This window comes from uncultured Pseudomonas sp. (assembly GCF_913777995.1).
Taxonomy (GTDB): domain Bacteria; phylum Pseudomonadota; class Gammaproteobacteria; order Pseudomonadales; family Pseudomonadaceae; genus Aquipseudomonas.
In genome coordinates, this window is sequence record NZ_CAJYVE010000004.1 from 173137 (window position 1) to 193022 (window position 19886).

Genomic DNA, 19886 nt, shown 5'->3' on the forward strand with positions numbered 1-19886 from the left:
GCTTCTGGTTCGACGGGTGTGAAATGAATACAGTCAAACATGACACTGATGAAGTGTTGGTCAGCTGTCAGTCGGTCTGGAAGGTGTTCGGCGAGAACGCCTCGGCCGCCATGCAGGCGTATATCGAACGCGGCTTGAGCAAGAAGCAGATCCTGCAGGATTTCGGCTGTGTGGTAGGTGTTTCCGATGTGAATATCCAGCTGCGACGCGGCGAGATCTTTTGCATCATGGGGTTGTCCGGCAGCGGCAAGTCCACCTTGATTCGCATGTTCAACAAACTCATTGCGCCCACTTCCGGGCAGATTCTTATCAAGGGCAAGGACCTCGCCAAGCTCGAGGGGGCCGAGCTGCGCGAAATTCGCGCCCGGCATATCGGCATGGTGTTCCAGAGCGTGGCCCTGCTGCCGCACCGCACCGTACTGGAGAACGCCGCCTTCGGTCTGGAGGTGCGTGGTGTGTCGAAGGCCGAGCGGCATCGCGTGGCCGAGCAGGCACTGGCCAAGGTCGGTCTGTCCGACTGGGTCAATCGTTACCCGTCCGAACTGTCGGGGGGCATGCAGCAGCGCGTGGGCCTGGCCCGGGCGATCACCTCCGACCCCGAAGTCATCCTCATGGACGAGCCGTTCAGTGCCCTGGACCCCTTGATTCGTCGCCAGCTGCAGGATGAATTCCGTGACCTGGCCAAGTCGCTGGGCAAATCGGCGGTGTTCATCACCCACGACCTGGAAGAGGCGATCCGCATCGGTGACCGTATCGCGATCATGAAAGACGGGATGATCATCCAGGAGGGCACGGCGGAAGAAATCGTCCTGCACCCGGCCGATGATTACGTAGCCGATTTCGTCGCGGGCATCTCGCGCTTGCATCTGGTCAAGGCGGCGGCGGTGATGACGCCGCTCGACGTCTGGCGGGCGGCACAACCGCAACGCGATGTCGACACGCTGCCGACGGCGGATGCCAGTGCCGATCTGGACGAACTGATCAACCTGCTGATCCGCAGTGACCGCGACGCGCTGGCAGTGGTCGAGCATGGCCGCCGGGTAGGGGTGGTGACTCAACGCGACCTGCTGCGCGGTGTGCAGGGTGTGGCCAATGAGTTCCAGGAGGCGCACCACGATGCTGCGCTGGAGAATCTGTCATGAATCCGGCCGATTTTGCCGCTGCGTTCGACGAGCGCGTCGATGCAGTCCTCGGCTGGATGGCTGATAACTGGTCGACGGCCTTCGATGCCTTCAACGCCGGACTCAAGGCGCTTTACCAGGTGACCTACTGGCTGTTCAGCGTGGCGCCGTTCTATGTCGTTGCCGTACTGATCGCGCTACTGGCCTGGCGACTGTCGCGCAGTGCGCGCTTCGCGGTGGGCACCGCCCTGGCCTTGTGCTTCTGCGAGCTGATGGGCCTGTGGCCGGAAACCATGAGCACTCTGGCGCTGGTACTGGCCGCCACCAGCCTGGCGCTGGCAGTCGGCATTCCGGTGGGGGTCGCCGCCGGCCTGATACCGGCACTCGATCGGCTTACCGGGCCCGTGCTCGATCTGCTGCAGACGTTGCCGCCGTACATCTATCTGCTGCCGGCCATTGCCTTGCTCGGCTACGGTGCGGGAACCGCTCTGGTCGCCACCTTCATCGTCGCCGTACCGCCGGTGCTGCGCCTGACCGCGCTGGGTGTACGCATGACACCCAAGCCGTTCCTGGAGCTGGGGGAGTCCAATGGCACCACTGGCTGGCAGCTGTTCTTCAAGATCCGCCTGCCGTTCGCCCTGCCGAGCATCATGGCGGGTGTCAACCAGAGCCTGATGATGGCTTTCGGCATGGTGGTCATCGCGGGCATCGTCGGTTCCGGCGGTCTGGGCGAGTCGATCTATGGCGCGATCCGCACCCTGGACATCGCCAAGTCGATCAACGCGTCCATCGCCATCGTCATCCTCACCCTGATTCTCGACCGGATGACCCAGGGGCTGGTCCCGGGTAACGAAACTGGAGGCCGTTCATGAGCCTTGCCGACATTCGATTTTCGCCGGGTGAATACCTGGCTCCGGCAGTGGATTGGCTCAACGCCAACCTGCACCCGCTGTTCGCCGCCATCAGCCGGCTGATCGAGTGGGTTCTGGGGGGCTGTGAGATGGCCCTGCTGTCCATTCCTGCCTGGCTGCTCATCGCCGCGGTAACCGCTCTGGCGTATTTCTTCATCAACCTGCGGGCGGCGCTGCTGGCTATGGCCATGCTGGGCTTCTGCCTGCTGTCCGGACTGTGGGTGGCTTCGATGCAGACCATGGCGCTGGTCAGCGTGTCAGTGCTGATATCCGTCAGCATCGCTTTTGCGCTGGGTATCCTGGCGGCTCGCTACAAGCGTATGGATGCCGCCGTAGGCCCTTTGCTGAATGTCATGCAGACCGTGCCGCCGTGGGTCTATCTGATTCCGGCGGTGATGGTCTTCAGCCTGGGCAAGGTCCCGGCAATCATTGCCACCATCATCTACGGCGTGCCGCCGATGATGCGGCTGACCACCCTGGCCTTCAAGCAGCTGCCCAAGGATCTGCTGGAGCTGGGCCAGGCCCTGGGCGCTCCGCCGCGGGCGATTCTGTTCAAGATCGAGATTCCTGCCGCGATGCCGACGCTGCTGGTGGGGCTCAACCAATGCATCCTGCTGTCGCTGGCCATGGTCGTCCTGGCCGGGCTGGTCGGTGCCGGTGGCCTGGGCGCTGAAGTCACCCGTGGCCTGACACGCATGGAGATGGGGTTGGGCTTGCGCGCCGGCCTGGCGATCGTGGCGGTAGCCTTGCTGCTTGATCGGCTGTCCCGTGGGGCGTTGCAGCGTAGCCGGGTGTCGTTGGCTGGCTAGTGTGGCCTGGGGGAGGGGGTATGATGCCCTCTCTCGCTTGCTGCTACGGTCAGGCCGGCGATCAGTCGGAATGAACAACAAGTATTTCGCTAAGAGGCCGCGATTGGTCGAGAGAAGACAATTCAGCGAAGGTCTGCAAGGGCAGAACCTTCGTTATGTAGGGGACAAGGGCGATACGCCACGTCAGGCTCGGGTCGGCTTTCTGCTGCTCGAGCATTTTTCGTTGCCGGCCTTCACCCAGGCCCTGGATACCCTGGTCACCGCCAACCTGATCCGCTCGGGGTTGTTCGTCACCCGAACCTTCAGCCTGAGCGGCGATTCGGTGGTCAGTGATCTGGGCCTGGTGATCTGCCCGGATGCCTGTCTCGAGCCCATGGCCTTGCAGGGCCTGGACCTGCTGGTGCTGTGTTCCGGGTTGCGTACGCCTCTGCGGGCCCACCCGGCGCTCAACGCGTTGCTGCACCTGGCCGCCGAAAAAGGCGTGGCGCTGGCCGGGCTATGGAGTGGCGCGTGGTTCCTTGGCCAGGCCGGCCTGCTGGATGGCTACCAGTGCGCCGTGCATCCCGAACAGCGGGCGGTATTGGCCGAGACGGCGCGGGAGGCCCGGGTGACCAGTGAAAGCTACCGGGTCGACCGTGACCGGCTGACGGCGGCGAGTCCGACCGGTGCGTTCAACATGGTGCTGGAGTGGATCAACACCCTGCACGGCCGCGGGCTGGTCGATGCCATCGTCGACATCCTGGCCTTCGAGGAGTCGCGCTACCGGCGCGCCAAGCCATCGCTGCACGAGAAAATGAGCGAGCCGTTGCGCGAGGCGATCAACCTGATGAGCGCCAATATCGAAGAGCCGTTGAGTCAGGACCAGCTTTCCAGCTACGTGGGCCGCTCCAAGCGGCAGATCGAGCGATTGTTCAAGGAACAACTGGGCACCACGCCCGTGCGCTACTACCTGGAGCTGCGCATCACCGAGAGCCGCCGTTTGCTGCAGCACTCGGATCTGCCAATAGTCGAAGTAGGGGTGGCCTGCGGCTTCGTTTCGCCCAGCCATTTCAGCAAATGCTACGCCTCGTTCTACGGCTATTCGCCGTCTCGGGAGGTGCGCTTCGGCAATGTCAGCGGCCAGCGCTCGGCGCGACAGAAGGCGGCGCTGAAAGAGGTATGACCGTGGGACCTGGCCTGCCTCCTTGCGGCTGAATGCGCCAGGTGGTTGCGCTCGATGCCGAACCAACGGGCATAAAAAACAATACGGGTCAGTTAGGCCGTGAGAGCGAGCGTGCTCGCGAAGGCGGCCTCACGTTCACAGCAAACTCAGCGACTTTGTCAGCTTTCGCGAGTAGGCTCGCTCCCACAGAGCAAAGCGCTTGATCGAACAGTAGTGGCATAAAAAAGGCCAGTCCGCAGACTGGCCTTTTTCTTTTCAGCGATCAGCAGTCGATCACTTGCCCTGCCAGCGCTTGAGCACCAGCGTGGCGTTGGTGCCGCCGAAACCGAAGCTGTTGCTCATCACGGTATCGATCTTGGCGTTTTCCTGGGTCTGACGCACGATCGGCAGGTCGGCGACTTCTGGGTCCAGCTCGTCGATGTTGGCCGAGCCGGCGATGAAGTTGCCTTCCATCATCAGCATGCAATAGATGGCTTCGTGAACGCCAGCGGCGCCCAGCGAGTGGCCGGAGAGGCTCTTGGTGGAGCTGATCGCCGGAGCCTTGTCGCCGAACACTTCGCGCACGCCTTTCATCTCTGCCACGTCACCGACCGGCGTGGAAGTGCCGTGGGTGTTGAGGTAGTCGATAGGGGTGTCGACGGTGGACAGCGCCTGTTGCATGCAACGAATGGCACCTTCGCCGCTTGGTGCGACCATGTCGTAGCCGTCGGAGGTCGCGCCGTAGCCGACCACTTCCGCGTAGATCTTCGCACCACGTGCCAGGGCGTGCTCCAGCTCCTCGACCACCACCATGCCACCACCGCCGGCGATGACGAAACCGTCACGATCGGCGTCGTAGGCGCGCGAGGCTTTTTCGGGGGTGTCGTTACGCTTGCTGGACAGGGCGCCCATGGCGTCGAACAGGAACGACTGGCTCCAGTGCTCTTCTTCACCGCCACCGGCGAAGACGATGTCCTGCTTGCCCATCTGGATCTGTTCCATCGCGGTGCCGATGCAGTGCGCGCTGGTGGCGCAGGCCGAAGCGATGGAGTAGTTCAGGCCCTTGATCTTGAACGGAGTGGCCAGGCACGCCGACACGGTGCTGCTCATGGTGCGGGTGACGCGGTACGGGCCGACACGCTTGACGCCTTTCTCGCGCAGGATATCCAGCGCTTCCATCTGGTTCAGGGTCGAGGCGCCGCCGGAGCCGGCGATCAGGCCGGTACGCGGGTTGGAGATCTGCTCTTCGGTGAGGCCCGAGTCCTTGATGGCATCGGCCATGGCCAGGTAGGCGTAGGCTGCCGCGTGGCCGACGAAGCGGAACACCTTGCGGTCGATCAGTTCTTCGAGGTTGAGGTCGATGGAGCCGGAAACCTGGCTACGCAGACCCATTTCGGCATATTCCGGGTTGTAACGGATGCCAGGGCGGCTAGCACGCAGGTTGGCGGAGACGGTGTCTTTGTCATTGCCCAAGCACGAAACGATGCCCAGACCAGTGATAACGACGCGGCGCATGCGGGTACCCTTAGAAGTTGTCAGTAGAAGTGAACAGGCCGACGCGCAGACCTTCGGCGCTGTAGATTTCGCGACCATCGACGCTCACGGTGCCGTCGGCGATTGCCAGGACCAGCTTGCCGCGCATGGTGCGCTTGATATGGATGTTATAGGTGACCTTCTTCGCCGACGGCAGGACCTGGCCGAAGAACTTCACTTCGCCCGAGCCGAGTGCACGGCCGCGGCCGGGGTTGCCCTGCCAGCCCAGGTAGAAACCGACCAGCTGCCACATGGCGTCGAGGCCCAGGCAGCCCGGCATGACGGGGTCGCCTTCGAAGTGGCAGGCGAAGAACCACAGGTCGGGGTTGATATCCAGCTCGGCGACCAATTCACCCTTGCCGTACTTGCCGCCTTCTTCGCTGATGTGAGTGATGCGATCGACCATCAGCATGTTCGGGGCGGGCAATTGCGCATTACCTGGGCCGAACAGCTCGCCGCGACTGCAGCGCAGCAGGTCTTCCCGGGTAAAGGCGTGTTGTTTGGTCATGCGAGCTCCTCAAAATGTTCTCTAGCGACGCTGGCCGAGCGGGGCCACGCGCCAGTCCTGGCGGACGGTTTCGCCAGGACGATGTCCGGCAGCCTAGTCATAGACTGTTGCGTTGTAATGAAAGTCACAGTGGCGATGAAATGAATGTACACCTGTACACTGAAATTCGTCGTCCGACCGTGACCCGTTCATGAACAGACTGCCAAGACTGCCGGAAATTCTCATTTCTCGCCAGTCACAGGTGCCCGAAAGGCCAGCCAACGGCGTAAAACCTGCTGCAGATCGGCCTGCTTGAAGGGCTTTGCCAGGTAATCGGTCATGCCGGCCTGCAGGCAGGCATCACGGTCACCCTGCAGGGCGTTGGCAGTCAGGGCGATGATCGGCAGGCGTTCCAGGCCCTCGATCTGGCGAATCTGGCGAGTGGCCTCGTAGCCGTCCAGCACCGGCAGTCGGCAGTCCATGAGAATCAGCGCATAGTGGCCTGAGCGCGCCATCTGCACGGCTTCGGCACCGTTGACGGCGACTTCGACACGCAGGCCCAGCGATTTGAGCATGGCCTTGACCACGGTGCTGTTGACCGGGTTGTCCTCGACCAACAGCACGCAGCGCTCGCCGACGGCCTCTTCGCTGTCGGTATCGGCCACTGCATTGTCCGCCACCGCTGGCAAGGCTCGGCGCAATGGCAGGGTGAGGGTGAACACCGAGCCCACGCCTTCCTCGCTACGCGCCTGCAGGTCGCCGCCCATGCGCTCCGCCAGGGTCCTGGCGATCGGCAGGCCCAGGCCGGTGCCGCCATAACGCCGAGAAATCGAACTGTCAGCCTGCTGGAAGGCTTCGAACATCGACTCCAGGCACTCGGCACGGATGCCGATGCCGGTGTCCTGCACCGCGCAGGTGAGCATGACCTGCTCATCGTCCGTCGCGACCCAGCCGGCACGCACCTTGACGCCGCCGACTTCGGTGAACTTCAGCGCGTTGCCGATCAGGTTGACCAGGATCTGCCGGATCCGCGTCGGGTCACCGATCGCGTCCAGGCGTTCCAGGCCTTCCTGCAGGTCGAGTTCCAGTGACAGCTTGCGCTGCTGGGCGGTGGGGTTGAAGGCCTGGGTCGAGGCGACGATGAGTTCGGCGAGGTTGAAGGCAATGCCCTCGAGCTGCAAGGCGTCGCGTTCGATACGCGAGAAATCGAGGATGTCGTTGATGACCTTGAGCAGGTGCTCGGTGGATTCGGTGGCCAGGGCGGCGTATTCGGCCTGCTCGACGGTCATCGAGGTGGTGCCCATCAGTTGCAGCATACCCAGCACGCCGTTCATGGGGGTGCGCAGTTCATGGCTCATCATCGCCAGGAAGTCCGATTTCGCCTTGCTGGCCTGCTCGGCCTGCTCGCGGGTCTGAATCAATTGCGCCATGGAGTGCTGCTGTTCCTGGCTGGCCTTTTCCAGATTGGCCGCCAGGTTGTTGATGTGCCGGGCCAGGGCGCCCAGCTCGGCATCGTCGATGACCGGCAGGGGCGTGTGGTAGTCACCTTTCTGCATGGCCTTGAGCGCCTCGCCCATTTCGCTCACCGGTCGCGACAGGCTGCGCGCCAGGCGCCGGGCCAGCAGGAAGGTGAACAGCAGGGCGATGAACGCCAGCAGGCCGGCCTTGAGGAGGATTTCCTGCTGACGCTGATTGAAGGTGTCGCTGGACATGCCGACCAGTACGCGGCCCAGGTAGCCCGCACCGTTGGCGGAATAGCGGCGCGGGTCCATGGCTCCGGCGCTGTGCGCGCTGGCCTGGATGGGCGCCTGGAAAATATCCAGCTGGCGGCCGGGCTGGGTCCGGTCGGGCGGCTGCTCGACGTAGGTCAGCGGCATGTTGCTGCTGTCCTGGATCTCCACGTACTGCACGCTGGGCATCGACAGGGTCGCGCGCATCAGCGCCTTGAGGGACTCCTCGTCATCGGTGATCACGCCGCGTTCGGCGGCAGGCGCCAGCTGGTTGGCGATGAGCTGGCCGGTGTGGTTGATTTCCTCGCGCAGGTCCTGCAGGCGCACGAAGGTAAAGAATGCGGTCAGCGCCAGCGTCAGCAACAGCGCCGGGCCGAGGCTGATGAACTGGGTGCGTGTATGAATGTCCCAATGGCGCAGCCTCATGGCATGAACCCCTGCTGCGTCTGTAAAGCCTCTGAAGCGTACATCTACCCTTGCCTTGTCGGCACCGACCTGTGACCCCGGGCGGGACGATCTTGGCCAGGCCTGTCGATGTGCGTCCGGGAGCATGGGGCGCGGTGGCGGCCTGTCCATGTTTTGCGGCGCATGTTAACCAAGATTGCCTGGCATTTCATGGGCAGACTGCCATGCCGTGCCGCAAGGCGGCATTACAGAGCCTTGCCATGACCGTATAATGCCTCGTCGCCAGAACGAATGGCCCCGGATGGATGGGTATATGAGCACACTGCAACCTGTAGCGGTCCTTGGTGGCGGCAGCTTCGGCACCGCCATCGCAAATCTGCTGGCCGCCAACGGCCACCCGGTACGCCAGTGGATGCGTGATCCCGAGCAGGCCGAGGCGATCCGCGTGAATCGCGAGAATCCGCGCTACCTCAAGGGCATCAAGGTGCTGCCGGGGGTCGAGCCGGTCACCGACCTCACCGCGACCCTCGACGATTGTGAACTGCTTTTCGTCGCCTTGCCTTCCAGTGCGCTGCGCGCCGTACTGGCCGAGCATGTCGAGCGCCTGGCAGGCAAGATGCTGGTCAGCCTCACCAAAGGTATCGAGGCGCAGAGCTTCAAGCTGATGAGCCAGATCCTCGAAGAAATTGCCCCCAAAGCCCGCATCGGCGTGTTGTCCGGGCCGAATCTGGCCCGCGAGATCGCCGAGCACGCGCTGACCGCCACCGTGGTCGCCAGCGAGGACGAGGCGCTGTGCCAGAAGGTCCAGGCCGCGCTGCATGGCCCGACGTTCCGAGTCTATGCCAGCAACGATCGTTTCGGCGTGGAGTTGGGCGGCGCCTTGAAGAACGTCTACGCCATCGTCGCCGGCATGGCGGTGGCCTTGGGCATGGGCGAGAACACCAAAAGCATGCTGATCACCCGCGCCCTGGCGGAAATGACCCGCTTCGCGGTCAGTCAGGGGGCCAACCCCATGACGTTCCTGGGCCTGGCCGGAGTCGGTGACCTGATCGTCACCTGCTCATCGCCCAAGAGCCGTAACTACCAGGTGGGCTACGCTCTGGGGCAGGGCCTGAGTCTCGACGAAGCTGTCAGCCGCCTGGGTGAAGTGGCCGAAGGGGTCAATACCCTCAAGGTGCTCAAGGCCAAGTCGCAGGAGGTCAAGGTCTACATGCCGCTGGTGGCCGGTCTGCATGCGATCCTCTTTGAGGGGCGCACCCTGGCGCAGGTCATCGAGGCGCTGATGCGTGGCGAACCCAAGACCGACGTCGATTTCATTTCTACCACCGGCTTCAACTGAAGCCCTCATCGATCAGGGAGAAGGTCTTGAGCGACTCCAATCTCAAGCGGCACGAATCCATTGTCCTGCGCATCGTCTGGATGCTGGTGTTCCTGGTGGTCTGGCAACTGGCGGAAATCGTCCTTGCCGGCGTAGTCCTGCTGCAACTGGGCTACCGGCTGTTCTACGGCGCCCCCAGCGCCAGTCTGATGAGCTTCGGCGACAGCCTGAGCCAGTTCCTCGCCCATATCGGTCGTTTCGGCACCTTCCATACCGACCAGAAGCCCTGGCCGTTCGCCGACTGGCCGACGCCGCGCGCCCCGCAAGGCGAGGCGCCGCACGAGGTGCCGCCCGCCGCCCACCCGGTGCGTGACGAGGAACCCAAGCTATGAAGCTGTGGATCCTGCGCCACGGGCAGGCGCAGAACCAGGCACGTAGCGACGCCGAGCGTGAGCTGACCACCGAAGGCCGCGAGCAGGCGCGCTGCAGCGCCCGGCACCTGCAGGGCCGGTCGCTGCAGCGCATCCTGGTCAGCCCTTATGTGCGTGCACAGCAGACCGCCGACGAAGTCCAGCAGGTACTGGCTGTCGATATCCCCCGGCTCACGGTGAACTGGTTGACCCCGGACAGCCCACCGGCGGAGGCGTTGGCCCAGCTCGAAGCGCTGGGTCTGGACGAGGTGCTGCTGGTCAGCCACCAGCCGTTGGTGGGTTGTCTGGTGGGCCTGCTCGCGCATGGCAGCGTGCAGGATGCGGCGCCCATGGGCACGGCCAGCCTGGCAGAGCTGGAGGGCGATTTCCTGCTGGCCGGCAGCCTGCGCCTGCAGGGCATTCGCCACGTATAACGGCAAAACCGCCAATAACACTATCAAGGACCGACCATGACCCTATGGCGTGAAACTCCGCAGATCGATGCAATCAACGCGGCCGGTGCCAAGACCATCGCCGCCATGCTGGACATCCGTTTCGAATCCTTCGACGACGACACGCTGACCGCGAGCATGGTGGTCGACCCGCGCACCCACCAGCCGTTCGGCCTGTTGCATGGCGGGGCTTCGGTGGTGTTGGCCGAGTCCCTGGGGTCGATGGCCAGCTACCTGGTCATCGACCCCACGAAGTTCTTCTGCGTGGGGCTGGAAGTCAACGCCAACCATGTGCGCGGCGTGCGCAGCGGTCGCGTCACGGGTGTGGTGCGCCCGGTACACATCGGCCGCACCACCCATGTCTGGGATATCCGCATCAGCAACGACGAGGGCAAGCTGTGCTGCATTTCGCGGCTGACCGTCGCCGTGGTGCCGCATGGCCAGGAACCACCTGCGCGCTGAACCGGCGCCGTGTTCTGCGCGACAGGCATGGCCGGAGTGTCGTGTGTGATGGCGGTTCCGGTCATTGCCCGCGCTGGGGCCGCTGCGCAGAATCATGATCATCGTATTGCCATAGAGCGCGCAGACATGTCGCAACCGGTGTTCTTCGCCCACGCCAACGGCTTTCCCTCGGGCACCTACGGCAAGCTGTTCGCGGCGCTGGCGCCGGAGTTCAGCGTCGAGCACCTGGAGCAGCATGCCCACGACCCGCGATTTCCGGTCAACGACAACTGGTTGAACCTGGTCGACGAACTGCTCCACCACCTGCGCGAACGGGGCCAGCCGGTGTGGGGTGTGGGCCATTCGCTGGGCGGCCTGCTGCATCTGCATGCCGCGCTGCGGTGTCCCGAGTTGTATCGCGGGGTGGTGATGCTCGACTCTCCGGTGCTGGGCCTCACTGACCAGTGGCTGATCCGCCTGGCCAAGCGCCTGGGGTTCATCGATCGCATCACCCCGGCCGGGCGCACCCTGGGGCGTCGCGAAGCCTTCGAAAGCCTGGATGCGGCCAGGGACTATTTCGCCAGCAAGCAGCTGTTCCGGCGCTTTGATCCCGAGTGCCTGGAAGCCTACTTGCAGCACGGCCTGCGCCAGGAGGGCGAAACCTTCAGGCTGCGTTTCGACCCGGCCACGGAAATCAGCATCTATCGCAGCATTCCCCACGCCAGCCCAAGGCCCGCCAGGCTTCTGGACGTGCCGCTGGCCATGGTCCGTGGCCGGCAGAGCAGGGTGGTGATGCCGCATCATGGCCTGCAGGCCAGGCGTTTGCGACGTGGCGAGTACCTGTCGATGCTGGGAGGACACATGTTTCCACTCGAACACCCGCTGGAGACCGCCGCCCTGCTCAAGACGCTGTTCGAGCGTTGGAGCCAGGGGGCGGGCATGCACGCAGAGCGTCGCCCATGAACACCCGCGTGGAAGAGGTGCGCATCGACCTGGGGCATATCGAGCTGGCGGCGCATCTGTATGGTCCTGAAGACGGCCAGCCGGTGATCGCCCTGCATGGCTGGCTGGATAACGCCAACAGCTTCGCGCGGTTGGCTCCGCAACTGCAGGGCCTGCGCATCGTGGCCCTGGACCTGGCCGGACATGGTCATTCCGGGCACCGTCCACCCGGTACGGGCTACAGCCTGCCCGACTACGTGCAAGACGTATTGCAGGTGGCCAGGCAACTGGGTTGGCAGCGCTTCTCCCTGCTCGGCCATTCGCTGGGCGCCATCATTGCCGTGCTGCTGGCCGGGGCTGTGCCAGACAAAGTCACACGCCTGGCGCTCATCGACGGGCTGCTACCGCTTACCGACGAGGCCACCGATGCGCCCGCCCGGCTGGGTGAGGCGTTGCTGGCGCAACTGGCCCTGGCCGACAAGAAAAAGCCCGTCTACGGTGATTGCGAACGGGCTGTGCTGGCGCGCATGAGCGGGCGGCTGGCGGTCAGCCGCGAAGCCGCCGAGCTGCTGGCCCAGCGCGGATTGATGCCGGTGCCAGGCGGTTACACCTGGCGTAGCGACAGTCGGCTGACCCTGCCCACTCCGGTACGTTTCACCCTGCCGCAGGCCATGGCCTTCGTGCGGCGCCTGTCGTGCCCGGGCCTGCTGGTGGTGGCCGAGGATGGCCTGCTGGCGCCGCGCCTGGAGCAACTCGACGGCCTGCCCCTGGAGGTCTGCCAACTGCCAGGCGGCCATCACCTGCATCTGGATGACGAGGTCGGTGCCTGCGCTGTCGCACACTGTTTCAATCGATTGTTCGCCGATTCTTGACTTGCGCCGGGCAACTGCCGAGGCTGAGCGGGTTTGCAAAGGAGCCAGACATGATGGACCAACCCGCTTCGCCGACCCTCCGCCTCCATAGCGCTCTTGTGCGGGCCTGCCCATGAAGAGCGCAGTGCGCGGGTTCAGCGCCTTTCTTCTGCCTTTGTGCCTGTCGCTGCCGACCACGCTGCAGGCCGCTGACGTTGCCGGCAGCCGCGACCTGGATATCGTGCCCCGGCCCCTGGATACCGAGATCGTCGACTACCGCGCACCGGCCGAGCAGGAGCGTACCTATCCGTTGGGTTCGATCCGCAAGATCAGCGGGCAGGTACGCTACGACGGCCAGGTTCTGGCGCGCGGGCAACTGCAGTCGGTGACCTACGAACTGCCTCCCGGCCACACCTCCAATGACGCGTTCGAGGCCGCTCGCCAGGCGCTGCAGGCACGCAGTGCCGAATTGCTGTTCTGGTGCCAGGCCCGCGACTGTGGTGAAAGCAGCCTGTGGGCCAATCAGGTATTCGGCAACGCGCGGCTGTATGGCGCCGACGAGCGCCAAGCTTATCTGCTGCTGCGCCTGGCCGAGCCTGAGCAGGACACCCTGGTCGCGTTATACGCCATCACCCGTGGCAACCGGCGGGCTTACCTGCATGTCGAGCAGCTGGCCGCGCAGGCACCGCTGGGTGACCTGCTGCCGACCGCCGCGACCCTGATGCGCCAACTGCGCAGCAGCGGCAGTCTGGAGCTGGCGCGGCTCAAGGGCGATCCGCAGGATAACTGGGTGATGGCCCTGGCCCGCGGACTCAACCTCGACAGCTCGTTGCGGGTCACGCTTGCGGGCGCCCACGCCGAGGCCTGGCGCGAGGCCCTGATCGCCAAGGGCGTGCGTGCCGCTCGCCTCGAAGTGGCCGAGGCACAGAAGCCTGGCCTGCGCCTCGAGGTAATCCGCTAGCCTTGCCCCTGAACCTGCCTCGACCGCACGTCAGTGCAGACGGCGATACTGCCGGCCCGCTATGCTCGGGCCTTCAGTCTTTCCCTACTCGTAAACGGGTGCCTTGATGCTCAATAACGACCGTCTGCTGGTGCAGATTCTGCTGCTGGCCTTGCTGGGGGCGTGCTTCTGGGTGATGGCGCCGTTCTGGTCGGCACTGGTCTGGGGCGCGGTGCTGGCCTTCGCCAGCTGGCCGCTTATGCGCCTGTTGACCCGCCTGTGCCGGGGGCGGGAAAGCGTGGCGGCGACGCTGATGTGTCTGGGCTGGCTGATTCTGGTGGCCGCCCCCTTGGTATGGTTGGGTTTCAACCTCGCCGATCACGTTCGTGATGCCACCAATTTCATTCGTGATGTGCAGGTCGACGGCCTGCCGGACCCGCCCCAGTGGCTGGCCGGTCTGCCCCTGGTGGGCGAGCGCCTGGTGGGTTTCTGGAACACCATCGACGAGCAGGGCGCGGCGATGATGGCGGCGGTCAAGCCTTACCTGGGCCAGGTCGGCAACTGGTTGCTGGCGCGCAGTGCACAGATCGGCGGCGGCATTCTCGAACTGAGCCTGAGCATCGTCTTCGCGTTCTTCTTCTACCGCGACGGGCCGCGCCTGGCAGCCTTCGTGCTGCGCCTGCTGGAGCGCTTGATCGGCGATCGTGCCCAGGAGTACCTCGACCTGGTGGCCGGCACGGTACAGCGGGTCGTCAATGGAGTGATCGGTACCGCAGCGGCCCAAGCGCTGCTGGCGCTGATCGGCTTTCTCATCGCCGGCATTCCCGGTGCGCTGGTACTGGGCATTCTGACTTTCCTGTTCAGCCTGATCCCCATGGGGCCGCCGCTGGTGTGGATTCCCGCCACCGCCTGGCTGGTCTGGCAGGGCGAGTACGGCATGGCGGTGTTCATGGGCCTGTGGGGAACCTTCGTCATCAGTGGCGTGGACAACGTGCTCAAGCCTTACCTGATCAGCCGCGGCGGCAACCTGCCACTGGTCATCGTGCTGCTCGGAGTGTTTGGTGGCCTGCTTGCCTTTGGTTTCATCGGCCTGTTCATCGGCCCGACCTTGCTGGCGGTGGCCTACAGCCTGCTGACCAACTGGGTGGAGGAGGCACGGCGTCCGTCTCGCGTCTGAGCTTCTTTAGGCTTTCAGTAGGAGCGGCTTCAGCCGCGAAGCGCCTGATGTTCACAGCAGTTGCGGTGAATTTCCTGGCGCTTTCGCGGCTAAAGCCGCTTCTACAGGGGAAGGCAAGCTTCGAATGCCGCGGCTCAGGCCGCGGTATTCAGGTAGCGGCCGGCCTTCTGCGAACCCTCGGTGTCATAGCGCTCGCCCAGGGCGGCGATCATCCGGTTCAGGGCTTGTGCGCTCATCGGGTTGGCGTTGCGGGTCTGAGCGTTATCAGCCTGGCTCAGCTCGCTGGCGCTGCTTTCATCGTCAGTGTCCAGGGCACTGAACAGGCCTTCGCTGCCCAAGCTGCTGCTCGCCTGGCCTTGTGGAGGGGCAGGTGGCATGCCGCCAGGCGGTTGCTGCGGCTGCAGTGCAGCAGTGAGTTCTTCGACGCTGACACTGCCATCCTTATTGGTGTCCAGCGCATCGAACACTTTACTGCTGTCCGCGCTGCTGCCGGCGGCGCTCAGGCCGGTGGTCAGCTCGTCGTTGCTGATCGCGCCGTCGCTGTCGCTGTCCAGCGCGCCCAGCAGGTCTTCAGCCAGCGCCGAGGCGTCGAAGCCTTCCTTCGGTGGCGCCGGTGGGGCGAAGGCGGCGAGTTCCTCGGCGCTCAGGTTATCGTCATCGTCGCTGTCCAGCGAACTGAACGCCTGGCTCAGGCTGACGGTGATACCGTCCTTGCTGTCGCTGCTCAGTGCAGAGCTGAGCTCTTCCTGGCTGACACTGCCATCTTCATCGGCATCCAGTTTGCTCAACAGCGTTTCCTGGAAGCGCTTGCTCTGAGTGCTGGCGAGGGTGCTGCTGGTATAGCTGGAATAACCGCTACTGATTCCATTGATCATCGGGCTGACTCCCTGAAGGGTTGGACGCCGACGGTTTTCCATCGGCGCTGCCAGCTTCAGCGGTTCAGTTGTCGCCGGGATGTGGCCTGTGTATCGGCGGTGTTACATCAGGCCCGGGGCAAGTGCAGGATCGCGGTCAGGCCGCCGCCTGGCGTTTCAGCGAGTTTCAGATCTCCGCCCATCCGTCGTGCCGCGTCGCGGGCGATGGTCATGCCCATGCCGACCCCTCCCGAGTTGCGATTGCGCGAGCCTTCCAGGCGGTAGAAGGGCTCGAACACCGCCTCGTGGAAGTGCGCGGTGATACCAGGCCCATGATCGATCACCGCGATACGCACTTGTCCGACCTCTTCCAGGATGTCCACATGGGCGCTGCCGGCATAGCGCAAGGCATTGTCGATCAGGTTGTGCAGGCACGAGCGCAGCGCCATGGGCTGGGTCTTGAGGGGGCGGCAGATTCCCTGGTAGGTCACATCGTCGCCGTTGTCCTGAGCGTTCTCGGCCAAGGATTCGATCAGGGCCTGCACATCGAACTGCTGCATGGCCTCGCTCTGGCGGTTCTGGTTGAAGTAGCTCAGGGTCGCATCGATCATGCCGATCATATCGTTGAGGTCCTGGCTCATCTGGTCGTGCAGGCGCGCATCGGCAATCTGTTCGACGCGCAGTTTCAGACGGGCGAGGGGGGTACGCAAGTCGTGGGAGACCGCCGCAAGCATGCGCCCGCGCTGCTGCAGCTGGTCGCGAATCTTCTGCTGCATCAGGTTGAAGGTCTGTGCGGCCTGGCGGGCTTCGCGCGGACCGGTGATGGTCAGCGGCGGGCTGTCGAGGTTCTCCGAGAGTCTCTCGGCGGCTTCGCTGAGACGCTGCACCGGGTTGGCCAGCGCCTTGGCGCCGTACCAGGCGGCGACGACCAGGGTGATCAACTGGAAGACCAGCGGCACGATCGGCCCCCCGAGCAGCGGCGGCCTGGGGCGTTCACCCGGGGCCGGCGGCCGGTGGTCAAACGGCGGCCCGTGCGCTTCTTGAGCCTGGAAATGGGGCGGCGGCTCGTGGCGAGGGGGTGGCTGCTGTCCGTAGTAGGTGAACCAGGCAAAGGCCAACAGGTGGGCCAGCACGATGGCCGCCAGCGCCCCGCCGAACAGCCGTGCGAAGAGGGTGTCGGCGGCGCGGATCACGCCAGCTCCCGTGCATCGAACAGGTAGCCTTCGCCGCGCACGGTCTTGATCAGTTGCGGATTCTTCGGGTCGTCGCCGAGCTTCTGGCGCAGGCGCGAGACCAGCAGGTCGATGCTGCGGTCGAAGGCCTCGATGGAGCGTCCGCGGGCGGCGTCGAGCAGCTGCTCACGACTCAGTACCCGATGCGGGCGTTCGAGGAACACCCGCAGCAGGCGGAATTCGGCGTTGGACAGCGGCACCACCAGGCCATCCGGGGCGATCAGCTGGCGCAGCACGCTGTTCAGCCGCCAGGCATCGAAGCGGATGGTGGTGCGTTGGTCGCTGCGGTCGTCGCGTACCCGGCGCAGCACGGTCTGGATGCGTGCGACCAGTTCGCGAGGCTCGAAGGGCTTGGCCATGTAGTCATCGGCGCCCAGTTCCAGGCCGATGATGCGGTCGGTGGGCTCGCAGCGCGCGGTGAGCATCAGGATCGGCACGTCCGAGGTGCTGCGCAGCCAGCGGCACAGCGACAGGCCGTCCTCGCCGGGCAGCATGAGGTCGAGCACCACCACGTCGAAGTTGCCCTCGGCCAGGGCCTGGCGCATCTGCACACCGTCGGTTACGCCACGCGCCTGGATATTGAAGCGCGCCAGGTAATCGCAGAGCAGTTCACGGATCGCCACGTCGTCATCGACGATCAAGGCGCGGGTGATCCAGCGTTGTTCTGGGGTCGAGTCGTCGGCGGGGCTGTCGGTGAATGCTTGCATGGGCCTTTGTTGCCTGAGGGGCCGCCAGGGCGGGCGGCGAATCGTGAACGAGTCGCTGGCTGTCATATCGCCAGTAAGCGCTGCGCAAGCTTGCGGGCGGTGAATGTCGTGGGCATGTCGCCAATGTATCAGGTTTGACACAAATTGCCCGGTGCGCTGCCGGTCGGGCCTGGTCGGCTTGTCAAGCTGGCAAGTCTGGCAGTGGCCGGGCGCAGGCCTGGGCGGTTAACTGGCGTACAGCGCGGTGCCGGCTCGCCGGTCAGCCGTGAATCCAATGGCACAGACAGGGAGGACTCCGCCATGGACCCGAACCGCAAGCAGAGTGCGGACCAGGCAAGACAGGCTTACATCCGGCAGCGGGCCGAGCGTAACGGCGCTAGAAATGACTTGGCGCTGGCGGAATTTCCCGATGCGATTGCCGGTGACGCAGACGGACTGTTGCCGGTTTCGGCGTTGTCGGCGCCTATCAAGGTCAAGGTCCCGGACTGGCGAATCAACAATCCACCTCCCGGCCTTAGCGATGAGCTGGTTCTGGAGTGGCGGCTGCCCGATGACCCCGTCTATTCGCCTCTATGGAGCCAGCAATTCACCCACCCCATCAGTGAGGCCTTTCCTCTGCTGCAAAGTATCGATCCACGCTACTTCAATGGCCGGGAAGGCACTTTCCAATTTCGTTATGGCGTACGCAGCTGGAACTCCGGGCAGTTCGACTACTCCCCTGACCAGCCGGTCACCCTGGACCGTACCCCACCTTACGGCGCCGAGGATCCCCCGGCCGTGGTGCCGATCCCACCGGTTGTCGATACGCAGCTGGACGCGGACGGCGGCATTTGGCTGAGCGTGCCGGACTTCGTCGAAGACAAGCGTGAGTTCGTCAAGGTGGCTGTGGTCTGGTCCGATACCGTACCGCCGGCCGACCAGCCCATCGTGCCTGATATCGTTCAGTTGCTTGCGCTCGATAACCGGGTGTTCATCGAGCGTGCACTGATCGAGCGTTTCGCGTCGGGCGATCATTACGTGGCCTATGAACTGTTCGACAAGGCCGGCAACCGCAGCCGCCCCTCGCGTGTGCAGACTGTCCAGGTGGCCAGGGGGCCATTACCCGTCAATCTGCGCTCGCCGGTGGTGCCCCTGGCCAGCGATGGGCTGATCGACCTGGCCGATGCGCGCCTTGGGGTGACCGTGGAGATTCCCGCCTTTGACGCCTACCATCCGGATGATGATGTGATCGTGCGCTGGGGTAGTGCGCTGTTGACGCCCAAGCGAGTGGGCGAGGGCTTTCCGCCGTTTCCGGTGGTTGTCCCGTTAAGCTGGGCGCACCTGCGTGACGAATACACCAACGCCCCAGACACCCAGTCGGTGCCGGTGACTTACCTGGTCAGGCGTGGCACCACGCCGTTTCCGTTACCTGCTGGTGACGGCATCACGGTCGATGTGAACCTGGCCTATCCCGGTCCGGTCAACCCGGATGAGCCTGACCCGATCAACGGGAGGCTGCCACCGCTGGTGGTGACCGGCGACTCGGGCACGCCCAACCACCTGACGCCAGCCGATGCCGGCAAGAATGCCACGGCCAGCCTCACGCTCTACGATCCCCCTGGCGCGGGAGAGGTCATCACGGTGTACTGGAACGGTGTGCCACTGGCCGATTCGCGTACTCTCGACGGCAGCGAGACAGCAGGAGACCCTATCGAATTCAACGTACTGTGGAGTGAAATCGAGGCCGGTCAATCGGGCGTAGTGCCGGTGTTCTACAGCATCAGCCATGCCGACTTTGTCAATGAGCAGCGCTCGAAGGACACTTTGGTACAGGTCGAGGCCGTGCCGGTGGAGCTGCCAGCGCCGACCTTCCCGGACCTGTCTGACCCAGGCAGCGGCAACCTGTTGCTGAACTGCCAGTCCCTGCGCCAACGTGCGGCAGATGCTGCCATCGGCTATCGGGTCGCGGTGCCGGCATCCGCCTATCTGGTGGCGGGCGAGTCGGTCGAACTACGTTGGGTGCTGTTGGAGGCCGATCAGACCACCGAGGTGTCGGGCAGCGAATTGGTCGCGACCCTGACCATTCCTGCAGGTGCCGAGACCAGTGGCCTGCCATGGTTCGTGCAGCCCTACGTCGATTACATCCTGCCCGCGCATACAGACACGGCCAACGGCTGGGGCTATGCCAAAGTGACTTACAAGTTGACCGTTAATAACAAAGAGGTGGAGTCGAAGTTCGAGTTGAAGATTGTTGGCTTGCAGGATCTCGATGCGCCTGGACAAACTTGCGATCTGACGGCGATCCCGGAAATACCCTGAACGTTATATAAAAAGCGCAGCCGATGAAATGCACTTCAAGTTGCCAGGTTGTTGTAGGAGGATTCCTACGGGAAATGTTGAATAGTCTTATGGATAATGAAAGGGCATCTTCTTAGTCTTGCCGCCC

The 19886-nt window shown here is 64.1% G+C and carries 19 protein-coding genes; 13 read left to right on the forward strand and 6 right to left on the reverse strand.

Going from position 1 to position 19886, the window contains the following annotated elements:
- Nucleotides 1-23: 23 nt before the first annotated feature.
- From QZ497_RS01375 to QZ497_RS01390, 4 genes are all read left to right on the forward strand, one after another.
- Nucleotides 24-1142, forward strand: a complete 1119-nt coding sequence (locus QZ497_RS01375; protein WP_295470422.1) for a betaine/proline/choline family ABC transporter ATP-binding protein — start codon at nt 24-26, stop codon at nt 1140-1142.
- Entirely contained in the window at nt 1139-1993 is an 855-nt protein-coding gene (locus tag QZ497_RS01380) for a proline/glycine betaine ABC transporter permease (protein ID WP_295470423.1), read from the forward strand. Before QZ497_RS01375 ends, QZ497_RS01380 begins: the two co-directional genes overlap by 4 nt.
- Nucleotides 1990-2841, forward strand: coding sequence for a proline/glycine betaine ABC transporter permease (locus QZ497_RS01385; protein WP_295470424.1), 852 nt, complete (start codon nt 1990-1992; stop codon nt 2839-2841). The genes QZ497_RS01380 and QZ497_RS01385 overlap by 4 nt, the downstream gene beginning before the upstream one ends.
- A gap of 70 nt (nt 2842-2911) precedes the next feature.
- Nucleotides 2912-4003, forward strand: a complete 1092-nt coding sequence (locus tag QZ497_RS01390; RefSeq protein WP_295470425.1) for a GlxA family transcriptional regulator — start codon at nt 2912-2914, stop codon at nt 4001-4003.
- A 273-nt stretch (nt 4004-4276) separates the two neighbouring features.
- Here the strand turns inward: QZ497_RS01390 and fabB are convergent, their stop codons facing one another.
- The 3 genes from fabB to QZ497_RS01405 all read right to left on the reverse strand — a co-directional run bounded on the left by fabB (nt 4277) and on the right by QZ497_RS01405 (nt 8158).
- Nucleotides 4277-5497, reverse strand: a complete 1221-nt coding sequence (fabB, locus tag QZ497_RS01395) for a beta-ketoacyl-ACP synthase I (RefSeq protein ID WP_295470427.1) — start codon at nt 5495-5497, stop codon at nt 4277-4279.
- A gap of 10 nt (nt 5498-5507) precedes the next feature.
- Nucleotides 5508-6023 (reverse strand): 3-hydroxyacyl-[acyl-carrier-protein] dehydratase FabA, encoded by a 516-nt coding sequence (fabA, locus tag QZ497_RS01400; RefSeq protein WP_295470429.1) that lies wholly within the window; start codon nt 6021-6023, stop codon nt 5508-5510.
- Between the two features lie 221 nt (nt 6024-6244).
- Nucleotides 6245-8158, reverse strand: a complete 1914-nt coding sequence (locus tag QZ497_RS01405; protein ID WP_295470430.1) for an ATP-binding protein — start codon at nt 8156-8158, stop codon at nt 6245-6247.
- 292 nt (nt 8159-8450) lie between these two features.
- On the opposite strand from QZ497_RS01405, the gene QZ497_RS01410 reads away from it, so the two are divergent.
- From QZ497_RS01410 to QZ497_RS01445, 8 genes are all read left to right on the forward strand, one after another.
- Complete coding sequence (locus QZ497_RS01410; RefSeq protein WP_295470432.1) at nt 8451-9476, forward strand: NAD(P)H-dependent glycerol-3-phosphate dehydrogenase; 1026 nt, start codon at nt 8451-8453, stop codon at nt 9474-9476.
- Between the two features lie 80 nt (nt 9477-9556).
- Nucleotides 9557-9847 (forward strand): DUF4389 domain-containing protein, encoded by a 291-nt coding sequence (locus tag QZ497_RS01415; RefSeq protein WP_295470462.1) that lies wholly within the window; start codon nt 9557-9559, stop codon nt 9845-9847.
- On the forward strand, nt 9844-10299 hold the full coding sequence (sixA, locus tag QZ497_RS01420) for a phosphohistidine phosphatase SixA (RefSeq protein WP_295470433.1): 456 nt from the start codon (nt 9844-9846) through the stop codon (nt 10297-10299). Before QZ497_RS01415 ends, sixA begins: the two co-directional genes overlap by 4 nt.
- A 36-nt stretch (nt 10300-10335) precedes the next feature.
- Nucleotides 10336-10779 carry a hotdog fold thioesterase gene (locus tag QZ497_RS01425; protein WP_295470434.1) on the forward strand — a complete coding sequence of 148 codons (444 nt, stop codon included), beginning with the start codon at nt 10336-10338 and terminating at the stop codon, nt 10777-10779.
- A 126-nt stretch (nt 10780-10905) separates the two neighbouring features.
- Nucleotides 10906-11721 (forward strand): alpha/beta hydrolase, encoded by an 816-nt coding sequence (locus QZ497_RS01430; protein WP_295470435.1) that lies wholly within the window; start codon nt 10906-10908, stop codon nt 11719-11721.
- Nucleotides 11718-12572 carry an alpha/beta hydrolase gene (locus tag QZ497_RS01435; RefSeq protein ID WP_295470436.1) on the forward strand — a complete coding sequence of 285 codons (855 nt, stop codon included), beginning with the start codon at nt 11718-11720 and terminating at the stop codon, nt 12570-12572. The genes QZ497_RS01430 and QZ497_RS01435 overlap by 4 nt, the downstream gene beginning before the upstream one ends.
- Nucleotides 12573-12684: 112 nt before the next feature.
- Nucleotides 12685-13512, forward strand: coding sequence for a DUF4892 domain-containing protein (locus QZ497_RS01440; RefSeq protein ID WP_295470438.1), 828 nt, complete (start codon nt 12685-12687; stop codon nt 13510-13512).
- A 106-nt stretch (nt 13513-13618) separates the two neighbouring features.
- On the forward strand, nt 13619-14668 hold the full coding sequence (locus QZ497_RS01445) for an AI-2E family transporter (protein WP_295470440.1): 1050 nt from the start codon (nt 13619-13621) through the stop codon (nt 14666-14668).
- Between the two features lie 134 nt (nt 14669-14802).
- Here QZ497_RS01445 and xopAW read toward each other — a convergent pair whose 3' ends face one another.
- The 3 genes from xopAW to QZ497_RS01460 all read right to left on the reverse strand — a co-directional run bounded on the left by xopAW (nt 14803) and on the right by QZ497_RS01460 (nt 17461).
- Entirely contained in the window at nt 14803-15543 is a 741-nt protein-coding gene (xopAW, locus tag QZ497_RS01450) for a XopAW family type III secretion system calcium-binding effector (protein ID WP_295470441.1), read from the reverse strand.
- Between the two features lie 107 nt (nt 15544-15650).
- A complete protein-coding gene (locus tag QZ497_RS01455; protein WP_295470443.1) occupies nt 15651-16715 on the reverse strand; it encodes a HAMP domain-containing sensor histidine kinase in 1065 nt (354 codons plus the stop codon).
- Nucleotides 16712-17461: a response regulator gene (locus tag QZ497_RS01460; protein ID WP_295470444.1), complete on the reverse strand. Its 750-nt coding sequence runs from the start codon at nt 17459-17461 to the stop codon at nt 16712-16714. The genes QZ497_RS01455 and QZ497_RS01460 overlap by 4 nt, the downstream gene beginning before the upstream one ends.
- A 300-nt stretch (nt 17462-17761) precedes the next feature.
- Here QZ497_RS01460 and QZ497_RS01465 point away from each other — a divergent pair, with 300 nt between their 5' ends.
- Nucleotides 17762-19759, forward strand: coding sequence for a hypothetical protein (locus QZ497_RS01465; protein ID WP_295470446.1), 1998 nt, complete (start codon nt 17762-17764; stop codon nt 19757-19759).
- The last annotated feature ends 127 nt before the right edge of the window (nt 19760-19886 follow it).